This window comes from Acinetobacter gyllenbergii, from assembly GCF_001682515.1.
Lineage (GTDB): Bacteria > Pseudomonadota > Gammaproteobacteria > Pseudomonadales > Moraxellaceae > Acinetobacter > Acinetobacter gyllenbergii.
Window position 1 is genome coordinate 161001 of record NZ_KV575264.1, and the last position, 18284, is coordinate 179284.

Below are 18284 nucleotides of genomic sequence, written 5' to 3' on the forward strand. Positions count from 1 at the left end.
ACTGCCTTTGCCTAAGCATATGCACGTTGTTTTCCATCCAAAGCCAACACAGACCACCCGATACGATTGAGGAACCAAAATATGACTGCATTTTTCTATGGGCTCGGTATTGGCTTTTCTTTAATTTTAGCCATTGGTGCACAGAATGCATTTGTCCTCAAACAAGGTTTAAAACAGCAGCATGTATTTTGGGTTTGTTTAATCTGTGCACTTTCAGATTCTATCCTAATTTATCTGGGGGTGATGGGCTTTTCAAAAATCGTGATCGACTTTCCTTTGATTGTGACCATTGCCAAATACTTCGGTGCTGCTTTTTTATTTTTATATGGTCTCAGAAACTTTTACTCAGCCATCAATAATAGCTCAGCACTGAATCCTAGTCAGATTGAGAAAGATTCCCTCCTTAAAATCATTGGCATGTGTCTGGCCTTTACATGGCTGAATCCACATGTCTATTTAGACACCGTGATTCTGGTTGGTTCGATTTCAGTTCAGTTTGCCGATCACCTGTACTGGTTTGCGGCTGGAACCATACTTTCTTCATGGATCTTCTTTTTCACTTTAGGCTATGGAGCAAGAGTTTTATTGCCTTGGTTTAAAAAAGCCAGTTCTTGGAGAATTCTAGATGTTGTCGTTGGACTTATGATGTGGGCAATTGCAACGAAGCTGTTAATCTAAATACAGAGAAATAAAAAAACCCTTATTTTCATAAGGGCTTTTTCGTATTTGGCGGAAGCGGTGACAGTCAAATTAAAAAAACAATCACTTGATTTATAAAAATAAAATATTTTATATTTAATTTTTTACTACATAGAGATTTCTTTTTTCTATCTATTTCAAAATAGCAGCTTGTTTATCTTGGCTGATATCAGTTCGATTCCACTTTTATATCATATTAGTTTTCGAACTCTAACAGGAGAACAATACTCACTATGGTTGGTGCAAATGACTTAGGCTATATAGATCCTAAACAAAACAGAATGATTACAGCACATGGTTTCCGTTCTACTTTCCGTGACTGGTCAGCTGATAAGATGGATTATCCACGCGAAGTCTGCGAACATGTACTTGCACATAAATTACCAAATAAAGTTGAAGCAGCCTACTTACGTGGAGCTTATCTTGAGATAACGTAAAGGCTTAATAGCTGATTGGGCTGAATTTTGTTGTGCGTACTTTGAGTAGACATCATAAAACGAATACTTCGGCCATCTTAGACTGAAGCATTAGTTTTAAATGGAATTACACAAAATAAGTTACAGGCTCCACCAATATGAAAATATTGGAGCTTTTTAACTTGCCTCAATTCCCCCGATCATTCTTATAGCAAGAGACTTAAAGCTTTAATCACAGTTCTTTCTCAGAATCATTGTAGGGACTCTTTTTTTATAGATTTCGAACTTTTTAACAAGATTTTTGTCTTTCTCACCTGCTACTAACTCATGCCCAATAAGCTCCATATCACTACCATCCGAATGAGTACTATCAACGGCCATAAGTTCCTTTAAATCATCATCAGCGCCTAAAACCCCATTCTTATACCTATATGTTAAATAGTAAGTTTCTATTAAAGTCTTTTTCTTAAATCTAAAGTCATATTTTTCTTGGCCAGATTCCCCATAAAGATTAAGTATAAGGTGACAAGAATTTTTACCTTTATATAGCTCAATTCCCCCACCTTCTGCACTTATCTGCTCATCTGTCAGATCTAACTCGAATACTTTATTTTTAATATCCTGATTTGCAGAACTATTACAAGCCGCTAAAAATATTAGCAGCAGTATATAAGATTTAGAAAAATATTTAGTTAACATCGTACTTTACCTTACAAGAATCTCCTCCAACTAGATCAAATATTAACTAACATTTGTCTAAAGTACTTTTATTCATTTTCTTTAGATAATTGTTCAAATCTGTACGTAACTCATTTTGGGTATCAGAATCATTAATGAACTCATCATATTTAATATTCTTTGATTTTTTTGTTGCTTCTTTATCCAGAAATATAGAAAAAAAACTCCGCGTATATCCTGATTTCATTTTTTTATTCGAAAAATATATAACATCTTCATATCCACCAAAGTTTGATTCATTATTTAAAATAGCAACAATTGCACATTCTCCATTTTTCATTTTATATATTGTTGCATGTTTATCTGACAGCACTCCATTTTCATATTCATAAGGGATAACAATTGATTGTAATTTATTAAACTTACTGGTTATTTGAGAGCCAGTATAAGTATAAGCTAATGCTTGATTATCAATACACCCAACGATAGACAACGTTAGGACAAAATAACCTATAATTTCTTTTCTCATAATTTCACCTAAAATTTTAACTTTTTATAGTTTTTTACACCTAACTCTAAGAGTTGGGGTTTTAAATCACGCCAAGTTTTCCCATTTGGTTGTAACTCAAAATGAGGCCAATCTTTCTTTTTCCATGTTCCCCCCCAGCCTAAACCTAATTTCAGACCTATTGGTCCTAATGCTTTACTATCCAGCATAGACTGATTAGCATTTGTAAGATATGTTATTTCTCCATTTCTGACTGAAACAATATCTATTGCCAACCCGTATTGATGGTAACTCTGTAGAGCTTTAGCATTAGTATTGGCACTTGGTAAAGCATTTTGAGTTGATGGGCTTCTATAACCATCTGTAATAACCCATGTAATACCAAGTTGTTGATAAGCAGCATTTATTAATTTAATAACATATGGTTGATACACAGCATGTAATTCAGCTATTCGAGCCAAAGTCCTTTTGTAGTGTTTTTCTCCACCACAAGCTTGCGGCAATAAGCCATTTACATTGACTGGCGTAGAGGCTTCAACTTTAGCTACAGGTGTTTTTTCTTTATTTTTAGAAGCATCTTGGGTAACTTTTGGTAGTGTTGCAGGCTTTTTCTCTTCATTTTTCTTCGGTGTTGTAGGTTTTGATGCTGTAGATGCTACTTGACGATCATAAACTCTCAACTTTTGATTATGGCTCAATCTATCACTAGTAAGACCGCTTAATTTTTTGATTTCATCAACCGTATTGCCTGTAATTTTTGCAATTAACGGCAAAGTATCCGTTTGCTGGACAACGATAACCTTGGTTTTTTCTTGTTGATTTGGTTTTGGTGTTTGTGGTTTAGACTTAGTTTCAGGTGGTGGCGTTGATGCTTCAGATTTTCTGACTGGAATTTTTAAAATTTGCCCAGGTCTAATATCAGTATCACTTTTTAAATTATTAATTCTAATTAATTCATTTGTAGTTGTATGATTATCATCAGCAATTCGACCTAAATAATCGCCTTCGGCAACAATATATGTTGATCGTACATATGTGCCAGTTGCGACATCTTTGGCTGAAAGATTTACTCCTTTGAGTAAAATTTTAGGGCTACGCACAATAAAAACAGTTTTTTCACCAATAAGCTGTATTTTAACTTGAGAGTTATATTGTCCAGTAACTATACTTCTTACTCGAACATCAATAATTGTACCTACAGGACGTTTAATCCAAACAGATTCACCACTATCAGAAGTTATATAATCAGAAATCAATGTCGATCCAACCCATAGTTGGTGAACTAACCCTTTTATTGGCTGATCAAGAGCATCTAAAAACTTGATATTTGCTAAACAATCCATGATTAGATCCCATCCTCATGTTCATGGCTACCTTGTGAACCACAACTACAATTATATTCAAAATCATCAACTTCACTTTCATCATCCACGGAAACAGTCCAATCATCATCCTTACCAATAAGAATGTCATATCCTTCATTACTAGAAGTATTCATACGTTTAGTCCGACCATGTTCATCTAAAGTTCCTGAAATATAAATATTATTTATATTATTAATTAATTTATATTGAACCTTTGAAAAATCAGCTTCATAAAATAAATCATAAAAATCCCATTTATTAGTAAAAGTCTTAATATCACTTACAATAGGGAGAGATGGTATTTCAGCTTTTACTCTTTGCCCTCCCTCAAATAAATGCTGCCCCGCCTTCACCTCAAACTTGCCACTGGTGATAGGGAAAATTCCTGAACCATTCAGCTTGAGTTGTGATGGACCACCAGTAAATACAATTTCTTTAGGACTGATGATTTCAATACGGTCCTCAGTCGAAATAATCTGAATACCCTGCTTGGCAAGTAAATCCATGCCATCCGACTGGGCATGTACTTCAAACTTACCTTTGGCAGCCACTTGTTTGATCCCACTTTGTGCGGCAAATAGGCTGATTCGATTTTGCACATGTGCAACCAGATTTTTTTGCGTACTCAGGTTAATGCTACCCCCTGCAAACTGATTGATCTGTCCATCCGCGGATACATGAATATCGTCACTGGTGCTCAGTCCAATCCCCGCAGGTGAATTCAATAACAATAAAGCTTTTTCAAATTTTGCGATCTTGTTCTGAATTTGATCTGCAAACTCTTTTAACTGCTCTAAAGACTCAATTTCATCGGTTTGCTGATTCTTGGCAACTTCACTTAATGCTTTGGCATTGTTTTGGTTGCCTTCTAGCTGTTGCTTGGCTGGCTGTGCATCTAGATGTTCGCCTTGAGCCTGATCCTGTTTATAGGTGGAAAGCAGTAGACCTTCGCCTGCACGGACTACGCCCCATTGATCGGTACGGAGTTCAAAACCTTCTCCGCGATCTTCACTTGTCGCGATGTCTTTTGGATGGCTGAGTTTACCTAAATTGAGTTGGCTAGCAGCATGACTACTTTGCAGTTGTGCACTAATCTGCCCCGTGGTGTCATCAAAACGCAGTTGGTTAAAACCTTCACCTTGATATTCTTTGGACTTGATCCCTGCCAGTTTTTTGGTGTCAGGTAGTTTGCCTTTATCATCGAATTTAGTTGGATGACGTTGCGCCTCATGAATCCGCCCAACCACATAAGGACGGTCAATGTTGCCATCAAAGAAGCTGATCACTACCATCTCCCCAATTCTCGGTAAGAAGCGTGCGCCATAACCTTCACCCGCCCAAGGGGTCAGTACATCCACCCATGCTGAATCGGTGTCGTTGTCATTAGCACCCGCACCACCATCGTGGCTATGATCGTCATTGCGGGTAAACAGGAAGCGGACTTTGATCCGCCCCCATTCATCCACATGGATTTCTTCACCGCTTGGCCCAACCACTTTTGCGCGCATTGGATGAGCTGTCGGTCTTTGGGTTAAGGGATTATATTCAGGGACAAGCGTAATATGACGTCTTTGCAGGACTAATGCGTTGGCTTGGCGTTCATCTTGCTGATCGGTGTACACTTCATTCTGTTGCCAGTTGCTTTGTTTTAATAAGACAGTGACTTGATCTGTCAGGTCTTTCGGTAAGTTATTTTGGTTATAGAAATTCTTTGATGTGATCAGAAATTCTTTATCTGAGCCATCGTGCCCATCAATTTCTGGATGTTCGTTAAATTCAAACCAGTAGCCAACATGTGCATCACGTACCGTTGATGTTGCAGTAAATTGTTTGGCTTGTGAGTCGTAATAGTTGCTCAGGTTTTCATTGAACTTTTCAATCTGGCTGTTGCCTGATTTTGTTACACCATCTTCACCATTCAAGTCTTGTATCCATGCAGGTGAAAAATGCCATGCTTGTTCTAGACCTAGACTGGCATTATCCTGATTATCGCTATGACTGTGTTTGCTTTGAACTGAACCAGCCCCTTCCTCTGTTTCCAATGCATCGGCTTGCCAACGTTGGATATGCACTGAAGTCGGTTGGATTGAGCGTAAACCTGTAAATGCTGTGATGCTGTCCTGTTGTTCTGTCGCACTACTCCGATGAAAACGGATGCTACGTCGATCCAATGCCTTGTATTGATCATTGCTGTCAATCAGTCTGAGTTTTTGTGCTTGGATTTGTTCACTTGAACTCGATACTTTTAGCTGTGCTTCATCAATTAAAGTACTAACACCTTCGGAAAATAGTAATCTTTGAATGAATTCGCTGTCCAGTTCATTATTCTGCATAATGAATGGTCTTACATCGTAGTCCTTGGTTAGCCCACTGATATCCAAAGTCAGACTTGAAGCAAATAAGGAACTCCGTTGCTGCCACTCAGAAAAAATACATTGCACGACATCAACAACAGATTTCGCCATAAAGACGCGGGAATTTCTACGATGTTTCCATAATGCAGTTGGGTCTTCAATCGTAAGACGATAAATTGTCAGTGCGCCATCACTAGCACCCACATCCGCTTTAGTTACAATGCCTGAAATACGATTTAACTCAGATTTGTCATTGACGATATCTACGGCTACTTGGCTACCAATAAACTGCTTTAAAGGGATCGTTGCTGAAGTTGAAAGGCAGATCAGTTGTAACTGAACTCCGTCATTAATGGCATGTGTTCCATCAATACGCTGGAGAAAGACTTGGTCGTTAAGTTTATTATTACTGAACTGCACATGAATCGCACGCTTCTGCGCAGTAAGCCCAAGTTGCTCTAATGCAGCATAAATATTATTAAACATAGCTTATTATTGAGTTTAGGTTGTGACAAATTTTAATCAAAAATGACGTAATTTGTCTATACAGACCTGTCTAAAACATTCGTGAAAATCGACTATTTATGTCTCTTTTTGTTTAAGCTTTTTAAGTCGCATTCGACGATATTTAAGTTGCGATTTAGTGAGTTGATATTTCTCTCTTAATTGACTCACTTTTAAATTTCTTAATTCTGTTGCATGTTCTAATACCCACTTCTCCATATCTACTTCCCTCACCACGCCAATAGTTTCTTTGATGTTTAATCTGCGTCTTAATGCCTTGCGGGCATTATTGATCTCATCCGTTGTGGTATTGAGCTGTTCCGCAATTTGTTTAATTGACATCTGAGAATTTAAAATAGTCGCTTGATGTTGATAACGCCACTGCCAAGTATCTCTTAAGTTTTTGAGAAAATCTTCAGTCATCACCGTTAGATTCAATTCAGCGCAGGCCAATTCATGGAATTTTCGGGCTGTATATTCATCTGTCTGAAGCATTTTTTGTAATACTTTGGGGCTTCGACACTGGGCAATTTCCTCTTTATGTCTGAGATAGATTTTTTCTACAGCAAATTGGCTTTCGTGATGACGCGTTCCTTTTCTTTTGATTCCAACTTCAGCAACCAAATAGTTAGAGTAACTTTTAACAATGCCTTTTCGAAGTCCATATTTTTCCAATAACATTGGATAGCTATAGTACAGGATTTCATTTTGATGCTGGATAATCCAATCCCTGTCACGCCGAACAACTTCTTTTTGGAGATTTAAGTTACGTCTTATCTTGGTTGCAGTGGAAGTCGATATCCCAAGTTGCTCTATCGTCTCACGATATGTAACTGTTTTTAGATACTCAACCAACTCAAATGTAAGAATAAGAGATTTTGAACCTACTCGTGGTACGCCATATAACCAACCAAAATTTAAAGTTAGTTTGGTTTGTGTTTTTCGTTCTTCATAAACATCCCAGTCTTCACCCTGCCAATCCTTAATTGTTTTTATTGGATAAAGAATATACTTTTTAGCCATAATGATTTATAGAGCTTGTTTCCGTGATTGATTGGTGGTTTTATCAAATACTGTATAAGTATGCAAGGCGGCCCTACTTTATTGGCTTAGGCTTAAAAAGAACAATCAACTTGCATATTTTTTGATTTAAAGAATTGATTAAATGCATCTTTCTCTTGTAACCAAGAAGAAACCGTTTCCCAATTTTTCTCATTAAAATTTTGCCAACGAGCTAATCTCTCAGTCTGGTACTTCTCTCGCTTAATTTTATCTTTATACAATTGAAGAAACTCTAATTGTAGGCATAGCCCACGAACACTTTTATCCTGATAAATTGAGTACTTAGAATATTTGTTCAATATATCTATTAACTTTTCGCCTTCTCCACTTTGATATAACACTCTAAGCCTATTCAGATCATCCAAGTAAATTTCATCGTTAATAGGATTCAGCGGTACATTCTGATTTAGTAATGCTTTATACAAGTCATGCTTATATGCCAAATCTTGCCAATTTGATGCCATAAGAATTTCTTCAGCAATTGCCAAACGGTTTTTCAGTGTATCCTTAGGATAAACAATAAAAAAATAATACAATCCTAGAAAAATAATGAACATCAGAATGATTGAGAGTAACCTCCAAAAATTTGTTCCTTTTATAATTTTCATCCAAAATTATTTCCAATAATGTTCTTTCAAAAATAAGTACGATATATATTCTATATCAAAAAAATTTTGATAATGTCGTAAGTGATCAATCAAAAACTCTAACAGATACGCCTCAAATTAAATGTATTTGTGGTTTTCTTAGAGGACTAAGTACACACCGCTCTCAATCTCAGATCAGAATAAGAATCTCAATAAGAAATTATCCTGACTACGTACAATTTAAAAAGCATCAAAAATAAATACACAGCTCATTTATATATCGGTATGTTTTTGAAGTTTTGTGAGTGTTCAATTTCACTTTTATCTAAACCTATCTGAATTATTCTTATTTTGGCTATTCCAATCCAGCATTTGATGTGGGGTAAATTAAGGGGTAAATCTACAGACAAGAAAAAAGCCCTTATTTTCATAAGGGCTTTTTCGTATTTGGCGGAAGCGGTGACAGTCAAACTAAAAATATAATTTATTGATAATAAACAATTAAATATTTTAAATTATTTTTTTACTACTATTTTTACTACAAAAAATTCAATTCTTTATTTGCTGCTATTTTATTAAGTGAACTCAATTTTCTTCAATAATTTGGTGATTGTACATTAAGCGCAATAATTTTGAGATATGGCTCCAAGTACACTAACTGACTACCCACGTGAACTCTATGAAAATGTACTTGCTCATAAGCTACCAGATGAGGGTGAAGCTGCTAACTTTCTTGAAAACGTAAAGCTTTGATGAGTGCTTAAGTAGAATAATTGATTGTTTATAAAGTTGTAGGGCAACTCTCTACCCTACAACTCAAGAAGTATTAATAAATGATGGACTGATTCATCATGAGATCAGCTACTGATAATTGTTCAGCTTGATTAGTAAGAATGAGAAGATCTTTGGGATTTACATTTGACTGACTACGAACACTCAATGTATTTGTTTTAGCATCTGCATCATAAATAATCTCGATATAGCTGGAAAGATTGGAACTGGTTGCATGACTGTCCAATATTTGCGACAAATCAATCTGGTCTTCCGCCATATCAAAGTCAGTTACATAATCCACAGCAGTCTCACCTGAAGCATTGAGCAACAATTCAAGAATATCATTGCCCTCGTTTAAGATGAATAATTCACTCACCGCCGCATCACTGCTCAGCACGTTATCACCTGAATCACCCATTACAATACTGGTGACTTCATCCTCAGCATTGACAGGACGATCCACACCAAATACCTGATAAATCTGCTGTGAGGAAATACTGCCACCTGTTTCGAAATTGAAAGATTCGACCTCATGCGCACCTCCAAGGAAGAAGTCTTTTACTGTAACCTTGTTGCTATTGCTGCCATTCACCTTAAGGATCAGGTCATCACCCGATTTAGTTAGATAGTTACCCACCTCGCTAAAGGTAATTCCGTTGCCAAAAACCACCTGATCTGTACCCAGCTTTTCATCAATGACCATGGCACCTGAACTGTAGTTATAGGTGGTGTTAAAAGCATCTAAATTCGTATTTTCAGGTGGTGTGTTTGCTGGCGCACTTTGCTGTGGCATGGTGATGCCAAACGCCCCAAAAATCTGCTCAGCGGTCATTTGCCCCCCTGTCTCAAACTGGAATGTTTCAACCAGATACTGACCTGCCAGGAAGAAGTTTTTCACCGTGACCTTATTAGTGTTGCTACCATTCACTTTCAGGATCAGGTCATCACCTGATTTGGTCAAATAACTTCCCACCTGATTAAAAGTAATACCATTTTTAAAGATGACCTTGTCATTGCCTGAATGTTCAGTAATGGTTAAAGCACCTGTGGTGTAGTTATAGACAGTGTCACCTGCAACCTCACTGGAACCCTGATTTCCGCCACCTGTAGATGGCAATGTTAAACCAAACGCTCCAAAAACCTGCTCTGCCGTTAAATTACCACCCATCTCAAATTCAAAGTTTTCAACCAGATAATTCCCTGCCAGGAAGAAGTTTTTCACTGTGACCTTATTGGTGTTGCTACCATTCACCTTAAGAATAAGATCGTCACCTGATTTAGACAGATAGTTACCCACCTGGCTAAAGCTAATGCCATTTTTAAAGATGACCTTATCATTACCCGACTGTTCAGTAATGGTCAATTCGCCAGAACTATAGGTATAGGTTGTATCTCCCGCGGGATTTGGTGGCGTTGGGGTTGTTCCTGATGGAATTGTCAGGCCGAATGCTCCAAAGATTTGTTCAGCCGTCAGTTGTCCACCTGTTTCAAACTGCAAGGTTTCAACCAGATACTGACCTGCCTTAAAGAAGTTATTGATGGTGACTTTATTGGTATTGCTACCATTTACTTTCAGGATCAGGTCATCCCCTGATTTAGTCAGATGATTACCCACCTGACTAAAGGTAATGCCATTCTTAAATAGAACTGTATCATTACCCGATTGTTCCGTGATCGTCATTGCACCAGAGCTATATTGATAAATGGTATCACCTGCTGGATCGGATGAACCTCCAGAAGAAGCATTGACCTTGACTGCAATTTGAGCCGCTGTGATGGTATAGCCCCCATTCGGCTGTACACTGCTAATTGCTTTCTCCCCCCCCAAGAAGTGGTCCTTGACTCGGACCGACTGATTTGGATTATTGTCAATCGTCACAATCAGGTCATTATTTTCTTTGGTAAATTTAATCCTATCCTCGGTAATACCCTGATCCATCAACCACAGAACATCTGTTCCACCACCTGTCTGGTCAATGGTCTCTGTACCATCAACCAAGTAATAGAAATATTTATCATTCCCTGCACCACCATCCAGGATATCGTGCCCTGTACCGCCCCTCAGTGTATCGTCGCCCTGCCCACCATAAAGGATGTCATTACCAGCCCCACCATAAAGAATGTCGTTGTCCTGATCACCATACAGAATGTCGTCACCCTCATTACCCTCTAAATAATCAGCGCCGACCCCTCCATAAAACGTATCATTTCCAGCCTGTCCCCACAGAGTGTCATCTCCAGCCTGACCATAGATGATGTCATTGCCTGCACCTGAATAAACCTTATCGTCACCTGCACCCATTTCAAAGGTTTCATGGGTATCACGATAGCCCCAAACCTCATCATTATTGGCTGTACCATGATAGATGACATGGTTCTCAATATAGCTATTGTTCCAAGTAGTTGAGTCAGCAAACTGAATTTCATTGACCTTATGATGACCACCCGTAAAGTAGTTTTGAATGGTAACCTGATCTGTCTGGTTGCCATGCTGGATGACCAGATCATTGCCATAACGATGGAGGCTTATGTCTGTTGTTGCAATACCCTGACCAAAACGCAATACATCAAATGATACAGCGACATTGCTATAGTTCTGACCTGCTGGACGCTCAATAATTGTGTCCTGACCATCCCCTAGATTAAACAGGTAAACCTCATCCCCAAATGAACCATAAATGGTATCGTTACCCTGACCACCCTCAACATAGATTGCACGCTGCGCCTCTGTCAGCTCCGTATCCTGAATAGCATGATAACCATCGTCATCTTGTATAAATTCATTTTGATTAGAACCATTTACAAATTGTCTTCGGTTTACATCAACAATCAGGATATCATCACCCGAACCGCCAGCAAGCAATCCAAGCTCATCACCATACAAACCTGTTAAGGTAAGATGATCCTGTCCATCGCCCCCATACAATTTACCTTGTCCAGTTAAGGTATCATTGCCGGCCTGCCCCTCTAGGACACCTTGGCCATTGAGAATGTCATTGCCCTCACCACCAAGCAAATGCCCAGCGCCTTCAATTTCATCATCACCTGCACCACCATCAAGATAACCTGTGGCATAGATTTTATCGTTACCTGCTCCGCCATACACAAAGTATTGGGTTTCTGGTGTTTCTGAATAGACTGAACGGCCATAAACAATGTCATCACCATCACCTGCATGAATCACATCATGATCGGTTGTTCCCTCAATGATATCGTCTAATTCAGTTCCCTTAACCGCCTGAATATTGAGTGCAGCCTCATCCCATTCTGTTTGGTCATCAAAGCAAACTTTGTTGATTGGCTTATTGGATAGATAGTCACTAAATTGCGACTCAACAATCAGTTGGTCTCCCGTAATACGGTGGATAATGACCATATCCTGACCCACTTTTCTGACAATCAGGTCATCTGGATTGATATTAATGAACTCAATCGTATCAATATCGGTTTGATTCTTGGATTCGTACTGGATGGTGTCCTGCCCCCAACCAAAATCAAGGCGATAAATATCGTTTCCTTGTCCACCAATCAGTACATCATCACCTGTACCACCAACTAAAATATCATCTCCAGTGCCACCATTCAGTTGGTCGAAACCATCGCCTCCATCCAGAAGATCGTTATCCGCTCCACCGTTGAGAACATCATCGCCAGTCCCGCCATAGAGCTGATCTGAACCATCACCTGCATGCAACAGATCGTTACCAGAACCACCGATAAGGACATCATTGCCATTGCCAGCATAGAGTTGGTCATCATCAGCACCACCGTCCAAGTGGTCATCTCCATCACTGCCATAAAGTTTGTCTAGTCCATCACCACCATAAAGCTGGTCTGAACCGATATTTCCATGAATGACATCATCACCAACCTCACCTGAAATCGTGCTACCCGTTGTATAGGCTCTTAAAATATCAGCTTCGGCTGTTCCCAATAAAACCAAGGCTTTCACAGCCTCAACATCCAGTGTGGTACTGTCTGAGAACTGGATTTGGTCAATTCGATAATGCCCCAATGCATCAGACTGGAAATAGTTCTGTACAGTAATACTGTTTTCACCATTAAGGGTGCGAATCACCAAATCGTCATTATTACGTCGGAATGTGAAGTCACTTTGGATTAAACCTTCTGTAAACTGGATCATATCCTGACGATTTTGGCCTGAGTCGTAGTTGTTAATAATGTCATGACCAAAATTAGGGGCAAAAATATAGGTATCATTGCCAGCTCCACCTGTCAGCTCATCATTTCCAATACCACCTTGGAGGTTATCGTTACCGTCACCACCTTCAAGTCGGTCATTGCCAGTACCACCGATTAAGACATCATGACCTGCACCACCATACAATTGGTCATTATCAGCTCCACCATCCAAGTAATCATCGCTATCGCCACCATAGAGTTGATCTAGTCCATCATCTCCATAAAGCTCATCTACGCCTGAATTACCATGAATGACATCATCGCCAGCTTCGCCTGAAATCGTACTACCTACGGCATAGGCTTTTAAAATATCGGCTCCGGCTGTACCCAATAGAACTAAAGCTTTTACGGCTTCAACATCCAGTGTGGTACTGTCCGAAAACTGGATATGGTCAATTCGGTAATGCCCCAGTGCATCTGACTGGAAATAGTGCTGTACTGTGATGCTGTTTTCACTATCCAGTGTACGAATCACTAAATCATCGTTATTGCGTCGGAATGTAAAATCACTTTGTACCAACCCATCAATAAATTGAATAATATCCTGACGGTCTGCGGTGCTATCATAATTATAAATCGTGTCATGACCAAAATTACGGGCAAAAATATAGGTATCATTGCCAGCTCCACCAGTCAGCTCATCATTTCCAGTACCACCAGTTAATATATCGTTTCCAGAACCAGCAATAAGAATATCGTTTCCTGCACCACCTTGGAGGTCGTCGTTACCGTCACCACCTTCAAGTCGATCATTGCCAGTACCGCCACTCAAGATATCATTACCGATTCCGCCATAAAGCTGGTCATCACCAGATCCACCGTCTAAATGATCATTACCAGCTCCACCATAGAGTTTATCAAAACCATCTCCACCGTAAAGTTCATCTGATCCAGTATTTCCATGAATTACATCATCACCAGCTTCACCCGAAATTATACTGCCTGTTTCATAAGCGATTAAAGTATCAGCTTCTGGTGTACCCAATAAAACCAAGGCTTTAACATCTTCCACATTCAGTAGAGTATCATCAGAGAATTGAACCTCATCTATACGATAGTTTCCTAAAGCATCAGACTCAAAATAGTGCTGTACAATAACACTATTTTCACCATCCAGAGTACGGATAACCAAGTTATTGTTATCTCTTCGGAAAATGAAATCACTTTGTACTAATCCATCAACAAATTGAATAATATCCTGACGGTTTGCGGTACTATCATAGTTATAGATAGTGTCATGACCAAAATTAGGGGCAAAGATATAGATATCATTACCAGTGCCACCTTCTAATATGTCATTACCAGTGCCACCGATTAAAATATCGTTGCCAGAGCCACCATATAATCGATCTGTACCGTCTCCACCGTCTAAGGTATCGTTACCTGCATTACCATATAAAGTATCATTACCAGCCAAGCCACTGAGTTGGTCAGCACTACTGTAACCCTGAATAACATCATCATTTTCTGTTGCAGCAAGAACTTTCTGTTTGATTATAGATAAATCCCAAACTGTTTCATCTGCAAACACAATCTGATCTATTCGGTAAGCCGTCTCACCATTAGCATCAAAATATTGTTTCACAGTAATCTGGTCTTGTTCCGAATATTGAACAATCAGATCATTTCCTTGACGCTTTAAATTGACATCATCAGAATTGATCCCATTTTCAAAGACAATTCGATCCATCTTATTGGTACTATTCTCATAGCTCTGAATCGTATCTTTACCATCTCCCAAGCTAAAGATATAGGTATCATTACCAGTACCGCCATCAAGATAGTCATTACCTATACCACCAATAAGTGTGTCATCACCACCATTGCCATATAGAGTATCGTTGCCTGCTAGGCCAGTTAATTGATCCGAACTCCCATATCCCTGAATAACATCATCACCATTTGTTGCACCGAGGAGGATATTTTTGATAGTGGCAATATCCCAAATGATTTCATTTGCAAACACAATCTGATCTATTCGGTAAGCAGTTTCACCATTCGTATCAAAATAATATTTTACGGTAACTTGATCTTGTTCTGAATATTGAACAATCAGATCATTACCCTGTCGTTTTAGGCTAACATCATCAGGATCAATCCCTTCATTAAATACAATACGATCTAGTTTATTAGCATTATATTCATAGCTCTGAATCGTATCCTTCCCATCTCCCAAGCTGAATATATAGGTATCATTACCAGCACCACCATCAAGAGTATCATTACCAATTCCCCCAACCAGTGTATCGTTCCCATCACCACCATAGATTCGGTCATTACCTTCATCACCATGCAATTGGTCATTTCCAATACCACCATAAAGCTGGTCATTTCCTAAACCGCCATATATCTGATCATGACCACCACCACCATACACGGTATCATCGCCACCTTGTGCTTCCAATATTTGTGTATTGGCATATGTATAAATGATGTCAGCGTTTTCAGTAGTCTGAATTACAATATCTTTGATATCTTCCACAGTAAGTACTGTGTTGTCAGAGAATTTAATCTCATCAATACGATAGTGCCCTAAAGCATCAGAATCAAAATAACCTTGGACTGTGATACTGTTCTGATTATCTAGAGTCCGAATGATCAGGTCATTATTATTACGTTGGAAACTAAAGTCACTTTGCACCAACCCATCAATAAACTTGATAATATCCAAACGATTCTGTGTAGTATCATAATTACTGATCACATCATGGCCAAAGTCTAGAGCAAATATATAGGTGTCATTACCAGCTCCACCTGATAAATAATCGCTACCAGCTCCACCAACTAAAAGATCATCTCCAGCATCACCATATAGTTGATCATTCCCTGAACCACCTAAAAGTGTGTCTGAACCTTGTCCTCCATAAAGTGCGTCTGAACCTTGTCCTCCATCTAAATGATCATCTCCATCACCACCATAAAGTCGATCATTTCCGTCCTCACCAAAGATCTGGTCATTTCCAGCATCACCATATAATTGGTCATGTCCTAAACCACCATATAGTTCATCTTGACCAGCACCACCATAAACAACATCATCACCTTTTTTAGCAATGACAATATCATCGCCATCTAAAGCAGTTAAAATATCATGACCGTCATCACCAAGGATTGTTTCATCATCGTTTGTGCCTGTTAACTCCAGATTACGAATCACTAAATTCTTAATATCTTCAGCATTTAATGTTTTGAAATTTGAATCGACATAAACAATATGATCTAAGGCATAATTAGAGTTAACTTCACCCAAATTATTAAAGAAATCTTTAATTGTAATTGATTTATTTGAACTAATATCAATGATTAAATCAAACTTTCTTGTTCTATAGATAACGTTATCTGCTAATACACCATGTATTAATAATCCGTCCTTACTTTCAACACTTTCATAATTATCAATAAAAACATGACCAGCAGTTTCTAAATATACATAGGTATCTCGACCTTCACCACCGTAGGCATAATCATTCCCTGCAAGGAATAATAAATCATCTCCATCGTGACCATGCAGATAGTTTGTTCCTAAACCACCAAAGAGTTGATCATTGCCCTGTCCACCATAAAGATTGTCCGTACCATCTCCACCATACAAAGTGTCGTGTCCATCTCCACCATAAATGACATCATTACCTTCTTCAGCATAAACAGTATCATTTCCTTGACCTGCATAAATCGAGTCATTACCTGTACCCGCATAAACTAAATCATTTTCCTCAGCCCCATAAATAATGTCATTACCACTATAAGATGAAACATAATTTGAATTTTGAAGATGAATAACATCATCACCTTCATACATTATCAACATAATAAACTCATGGGAAAGACCAGAAATTTCTATTTCAGCTTGATCATAATAAGCTTTAAAAGCTTCGAAAGTTCCTTGTTTATAAGGATCCAGCCCTTTAACAACCTCAATAAAGTCCCTAAAGTCTCCAAGGAAATCAGTAGAATTTTTCTCTAAATGATTTTCAATGAATTTCCACATTGCAGCATAATCATTAAACTTCCCATCTAAACCATTATAAAATTTGGATAGAAAGCCTTTATAATGACTGTCATTCATGATCTGAGCATAAACAGACTGTTTAAACTGGCTGTATGTTTTTTCAAGTGACTGACTAAATAAGTTATCAGGTCTATCTTGTGGTGACTTTTGCCCCCATATTGTTTCCAATACTCCTAAGTGTTGAGCATCGACATAATAGCCTCGACTATTTTTAGCAACATCATCCTGTTTTGCCCAGGCAATAAGAATACTCTCCAGAATTTCTTGTCGCTGATATGGGTTTATTTCTGCAACGAAGCTTTCTACCAACTGTTTTAATGTACCAGACTCATCTAATGCCATCGCTTGATGTAATGAGTACAAATTACCAAATCCCTTGGCGTCAGGCAGTGCCAAAATATCTTCCGATATTTCTATATTGCCACCTTGTTGAATCTGGACAGGTACACCTATGCGGGCATCTGTATCAAACCATAAAGTTTCAACCAATAACTCTGCGCCTGTACTTGTAAAGGCTTTACCTTGCTCTCTGTGTAAAACACCATTCTGATCCGTTCTTGCTCTCACAGTATGTTCTAGAGCGATAGATTCTATTCCAACTTCTTCCAGAGTTTTTAGTTCATTTGCAGTTGCTAAACCATCTGTATTTAAATCCTGCCAAACTCTAATATCACCAAATAAGGCATCCTCCTTAGTAATGAAGCCATCCCGATTACTATCTAGATCAGCCAAGGCCTCAAATCCATTTTTGGCAAATCTTCCATCTGACAATAATGTTTCTGTACCAAATAATTCAGCTCCACCATCAATCTGACCATTTTTATTTCGATCGAGTACAAGCAGCCCATCAGTAGGGGCAACCCATGCCGTTCGCTCGGCAAAACCACTATTATCTAAATCAAAATTGACGCCATTTGCCTTAGAAATAGTTGAGATAATGCCATCTTTATTTAAATCTATTGTTAATGGATCACGAGGTACTGGTACTGGTACTGGTGGCACAGGGGTTGGTACAGGAACTGGAGTTGGCGTCGGGGTTGGTGTCGGCGTCGGCGTTGGCGTCGGCGTTGGTGTCGGGGTCGGCGTTGGCGTCGGGGTTGGTGTCGGAGTTGGTGTCGGGGTTGGT

The 18284-nt window shown here is 38.7% G+C and carries 9 protein-coding genes and 1 pseudogene; 3 read left to right on the forward strand and 7 right to left on the reverse strand.

What is annotated here, in order from left to right:
• The first annotated feature begins 81 nt into the window (after positions 1-81).
• Positions 82-678, forward strand: coding sequence for a LysE/ArgO family amino acid transporter (locus NG55_RS12495; RefSeq protein WP_016541192.1), 597 nt, complete (start codon positions 82-84; stop codon positions 676-678).
• A 266-nt stretch (positions 679-944) separates the two neighbouring features.
• A pseudogene (locus tag NG55_RS12500) lies at positions 945-1185 on the forward strand (tyrosine-type recombinase/integrase); the annotation flags it as partial.
• A gap of 158 nt (positions 1186-1343) precedes the next feature.
• On the opposite strand, the gene NG55_RS12505 reads toward NG55_RS12500, so the two are convergent.
• The 7 genes from NG55_RS12505 to NG55_RS12535 all read right to left on the reverse strand — a co-directional run bounded on the left by NG55_RS12505 (position 1344) and on the right by NG55_RS12535 (position 18160).
• Positions 1344-1814, reverse strand: coding sequence for a hypothetical protein (locus tag NG55_RS12505; protein WP_065343431.1), 471 nt, complete (start codon positions 1812-1814; stop codon positions 1344-1346).
• Positions 1815-1860: 46 nt separating this feature from the next.
• Positions 1861-2322: a hypothetical protein gene (locus NG55_RS21285; RefSeq protein WP_065343432.1), complete on the reverse strand. Its 462-nt coding sequence runs from the start codon at positions 2320-2322 to the stop codon at positions 1861-1863.
• Between the two features lie 8 nt (positions 2323-2330).
• Positions 2331-3644, reverse strand: coding sequence for a LysM peptidoglycan-binding domain-containing protein (locus tag NG55_RS12515; protein WP_065343433.1), 1314 nt, complete (start codon positions 3642-3644; stop codon positions 2331-2333).
• A 2-nt stretch (positions 3645-3646) separates the two neighbouring features.
• Entirely contained in the window at positions 3647-6505 is a 2859-nt protein-coding gene (locus tag NG55_RS12520) for a type VI secretion system Vgr family protein (protein ID WP_081409000.1), read from the reverse strand.
• A 96-nt stretch (positions 6506-6601) separates the two neighbouring features.
• Positions 6602-7546 carry a hypothetical protein gene (locus tag NG55_RS12525; RefSeq protein WP_065343434.1) on the reverse strand — a complete coding sequence of 315 codons (945 nt, stop codon included), beginning with the start codon at positions 7544-7546 and terminating at the stop codon, positions 6602-6604.
• Positions 7547-7638: 92 nt separating this feature from the next.
• The gene (locus NG55_RS12530) at positions 7639-8193 is read right to left on the reverse strand and encodes a hypothetical protein (RefSeq protein ID WP_065343435.1); all 555 of its coding nucleotides are present in this window, start codon (positions 8191-8193) and stop codon (positions 7639-7641) included.
• 805 nt (positions 8194-8998) lie between these two features.
• Positions 8999-18160, reverse strand: coding sequence for a calcium-binding protein (locus tag NG55_RS12535; RefSeq protein WP_065343436.1), 9162 nt, complete (start codon positions 18158-18160; stop codon positions 8999-9001).
• Between NG55_RS12535 and NG55_RS21125 the strand changes: the two genes are divergently transcribed.
• Positions 18096-18284: hypothetical protein (locus NG55_RS21125; RefSeq protein ID WP_213029721.1), on the forward strand; the 189-nt coding region annotated here is incomplete at its 3' end. The two genes, NG55_RS12535 and NG55_RS21125, sit on opposite strands and share 65 nt — an antisense overlap.

Excerpts from the sequence above, each read along its gene's own strand:
- NG55_RS12495 (WP_016541192.1), top strand. The coding sequence starts at position 82 with ATGACTGCATTTTTCTATGGGCTCGGTATTGGCTTTTCTTTAATTTTA.
- NG55_RS12505 (WP_065343431.1), bottom strand. The coding sequence starts at position 1,814 with ATGTTAACTAAATATTTTTCTAAATCTTATATACTGCTGCTAATATTT.
- NG55_RS21285 (WP_065343432.1), bottom strand. The coding sequence starts at position 2,322 with ATGAGAAAAGAAATTATAGGTTATTTTGTCCTAACGTTGTCTATCGTT.
- NG55_RS12515 (WP_065343433.1), bottom strand. The coding sequence starts at position 3,644 with ATGGATTGTTTAGCAAATATCAAGTTTTTAGATGCTCTTGATCAGCCA.
- NG55_RS12520 (WP_081409000.1), bottom strand. The coding sequence starts at position 6,505 with ATGTTTAATAATATTTATGCTGCATTAGAGCAACTTGGGCTTACTGCG.
- NG55_RS12525 (WP_065343434.1), bottom strand. The coding sequence starts at position 7,546 with ATGGCTAAAAAGTATATTCTTTATCCAATAAAAACAATTAAGGATTGG.
- NG55_RS12530 (WP_065343435.1), bottom strand. The coding sequence starts at position 8,193 with ATGAAAATTATAAAAGGAACAAATTTTTGGAGGTTACTCTCAATCATT.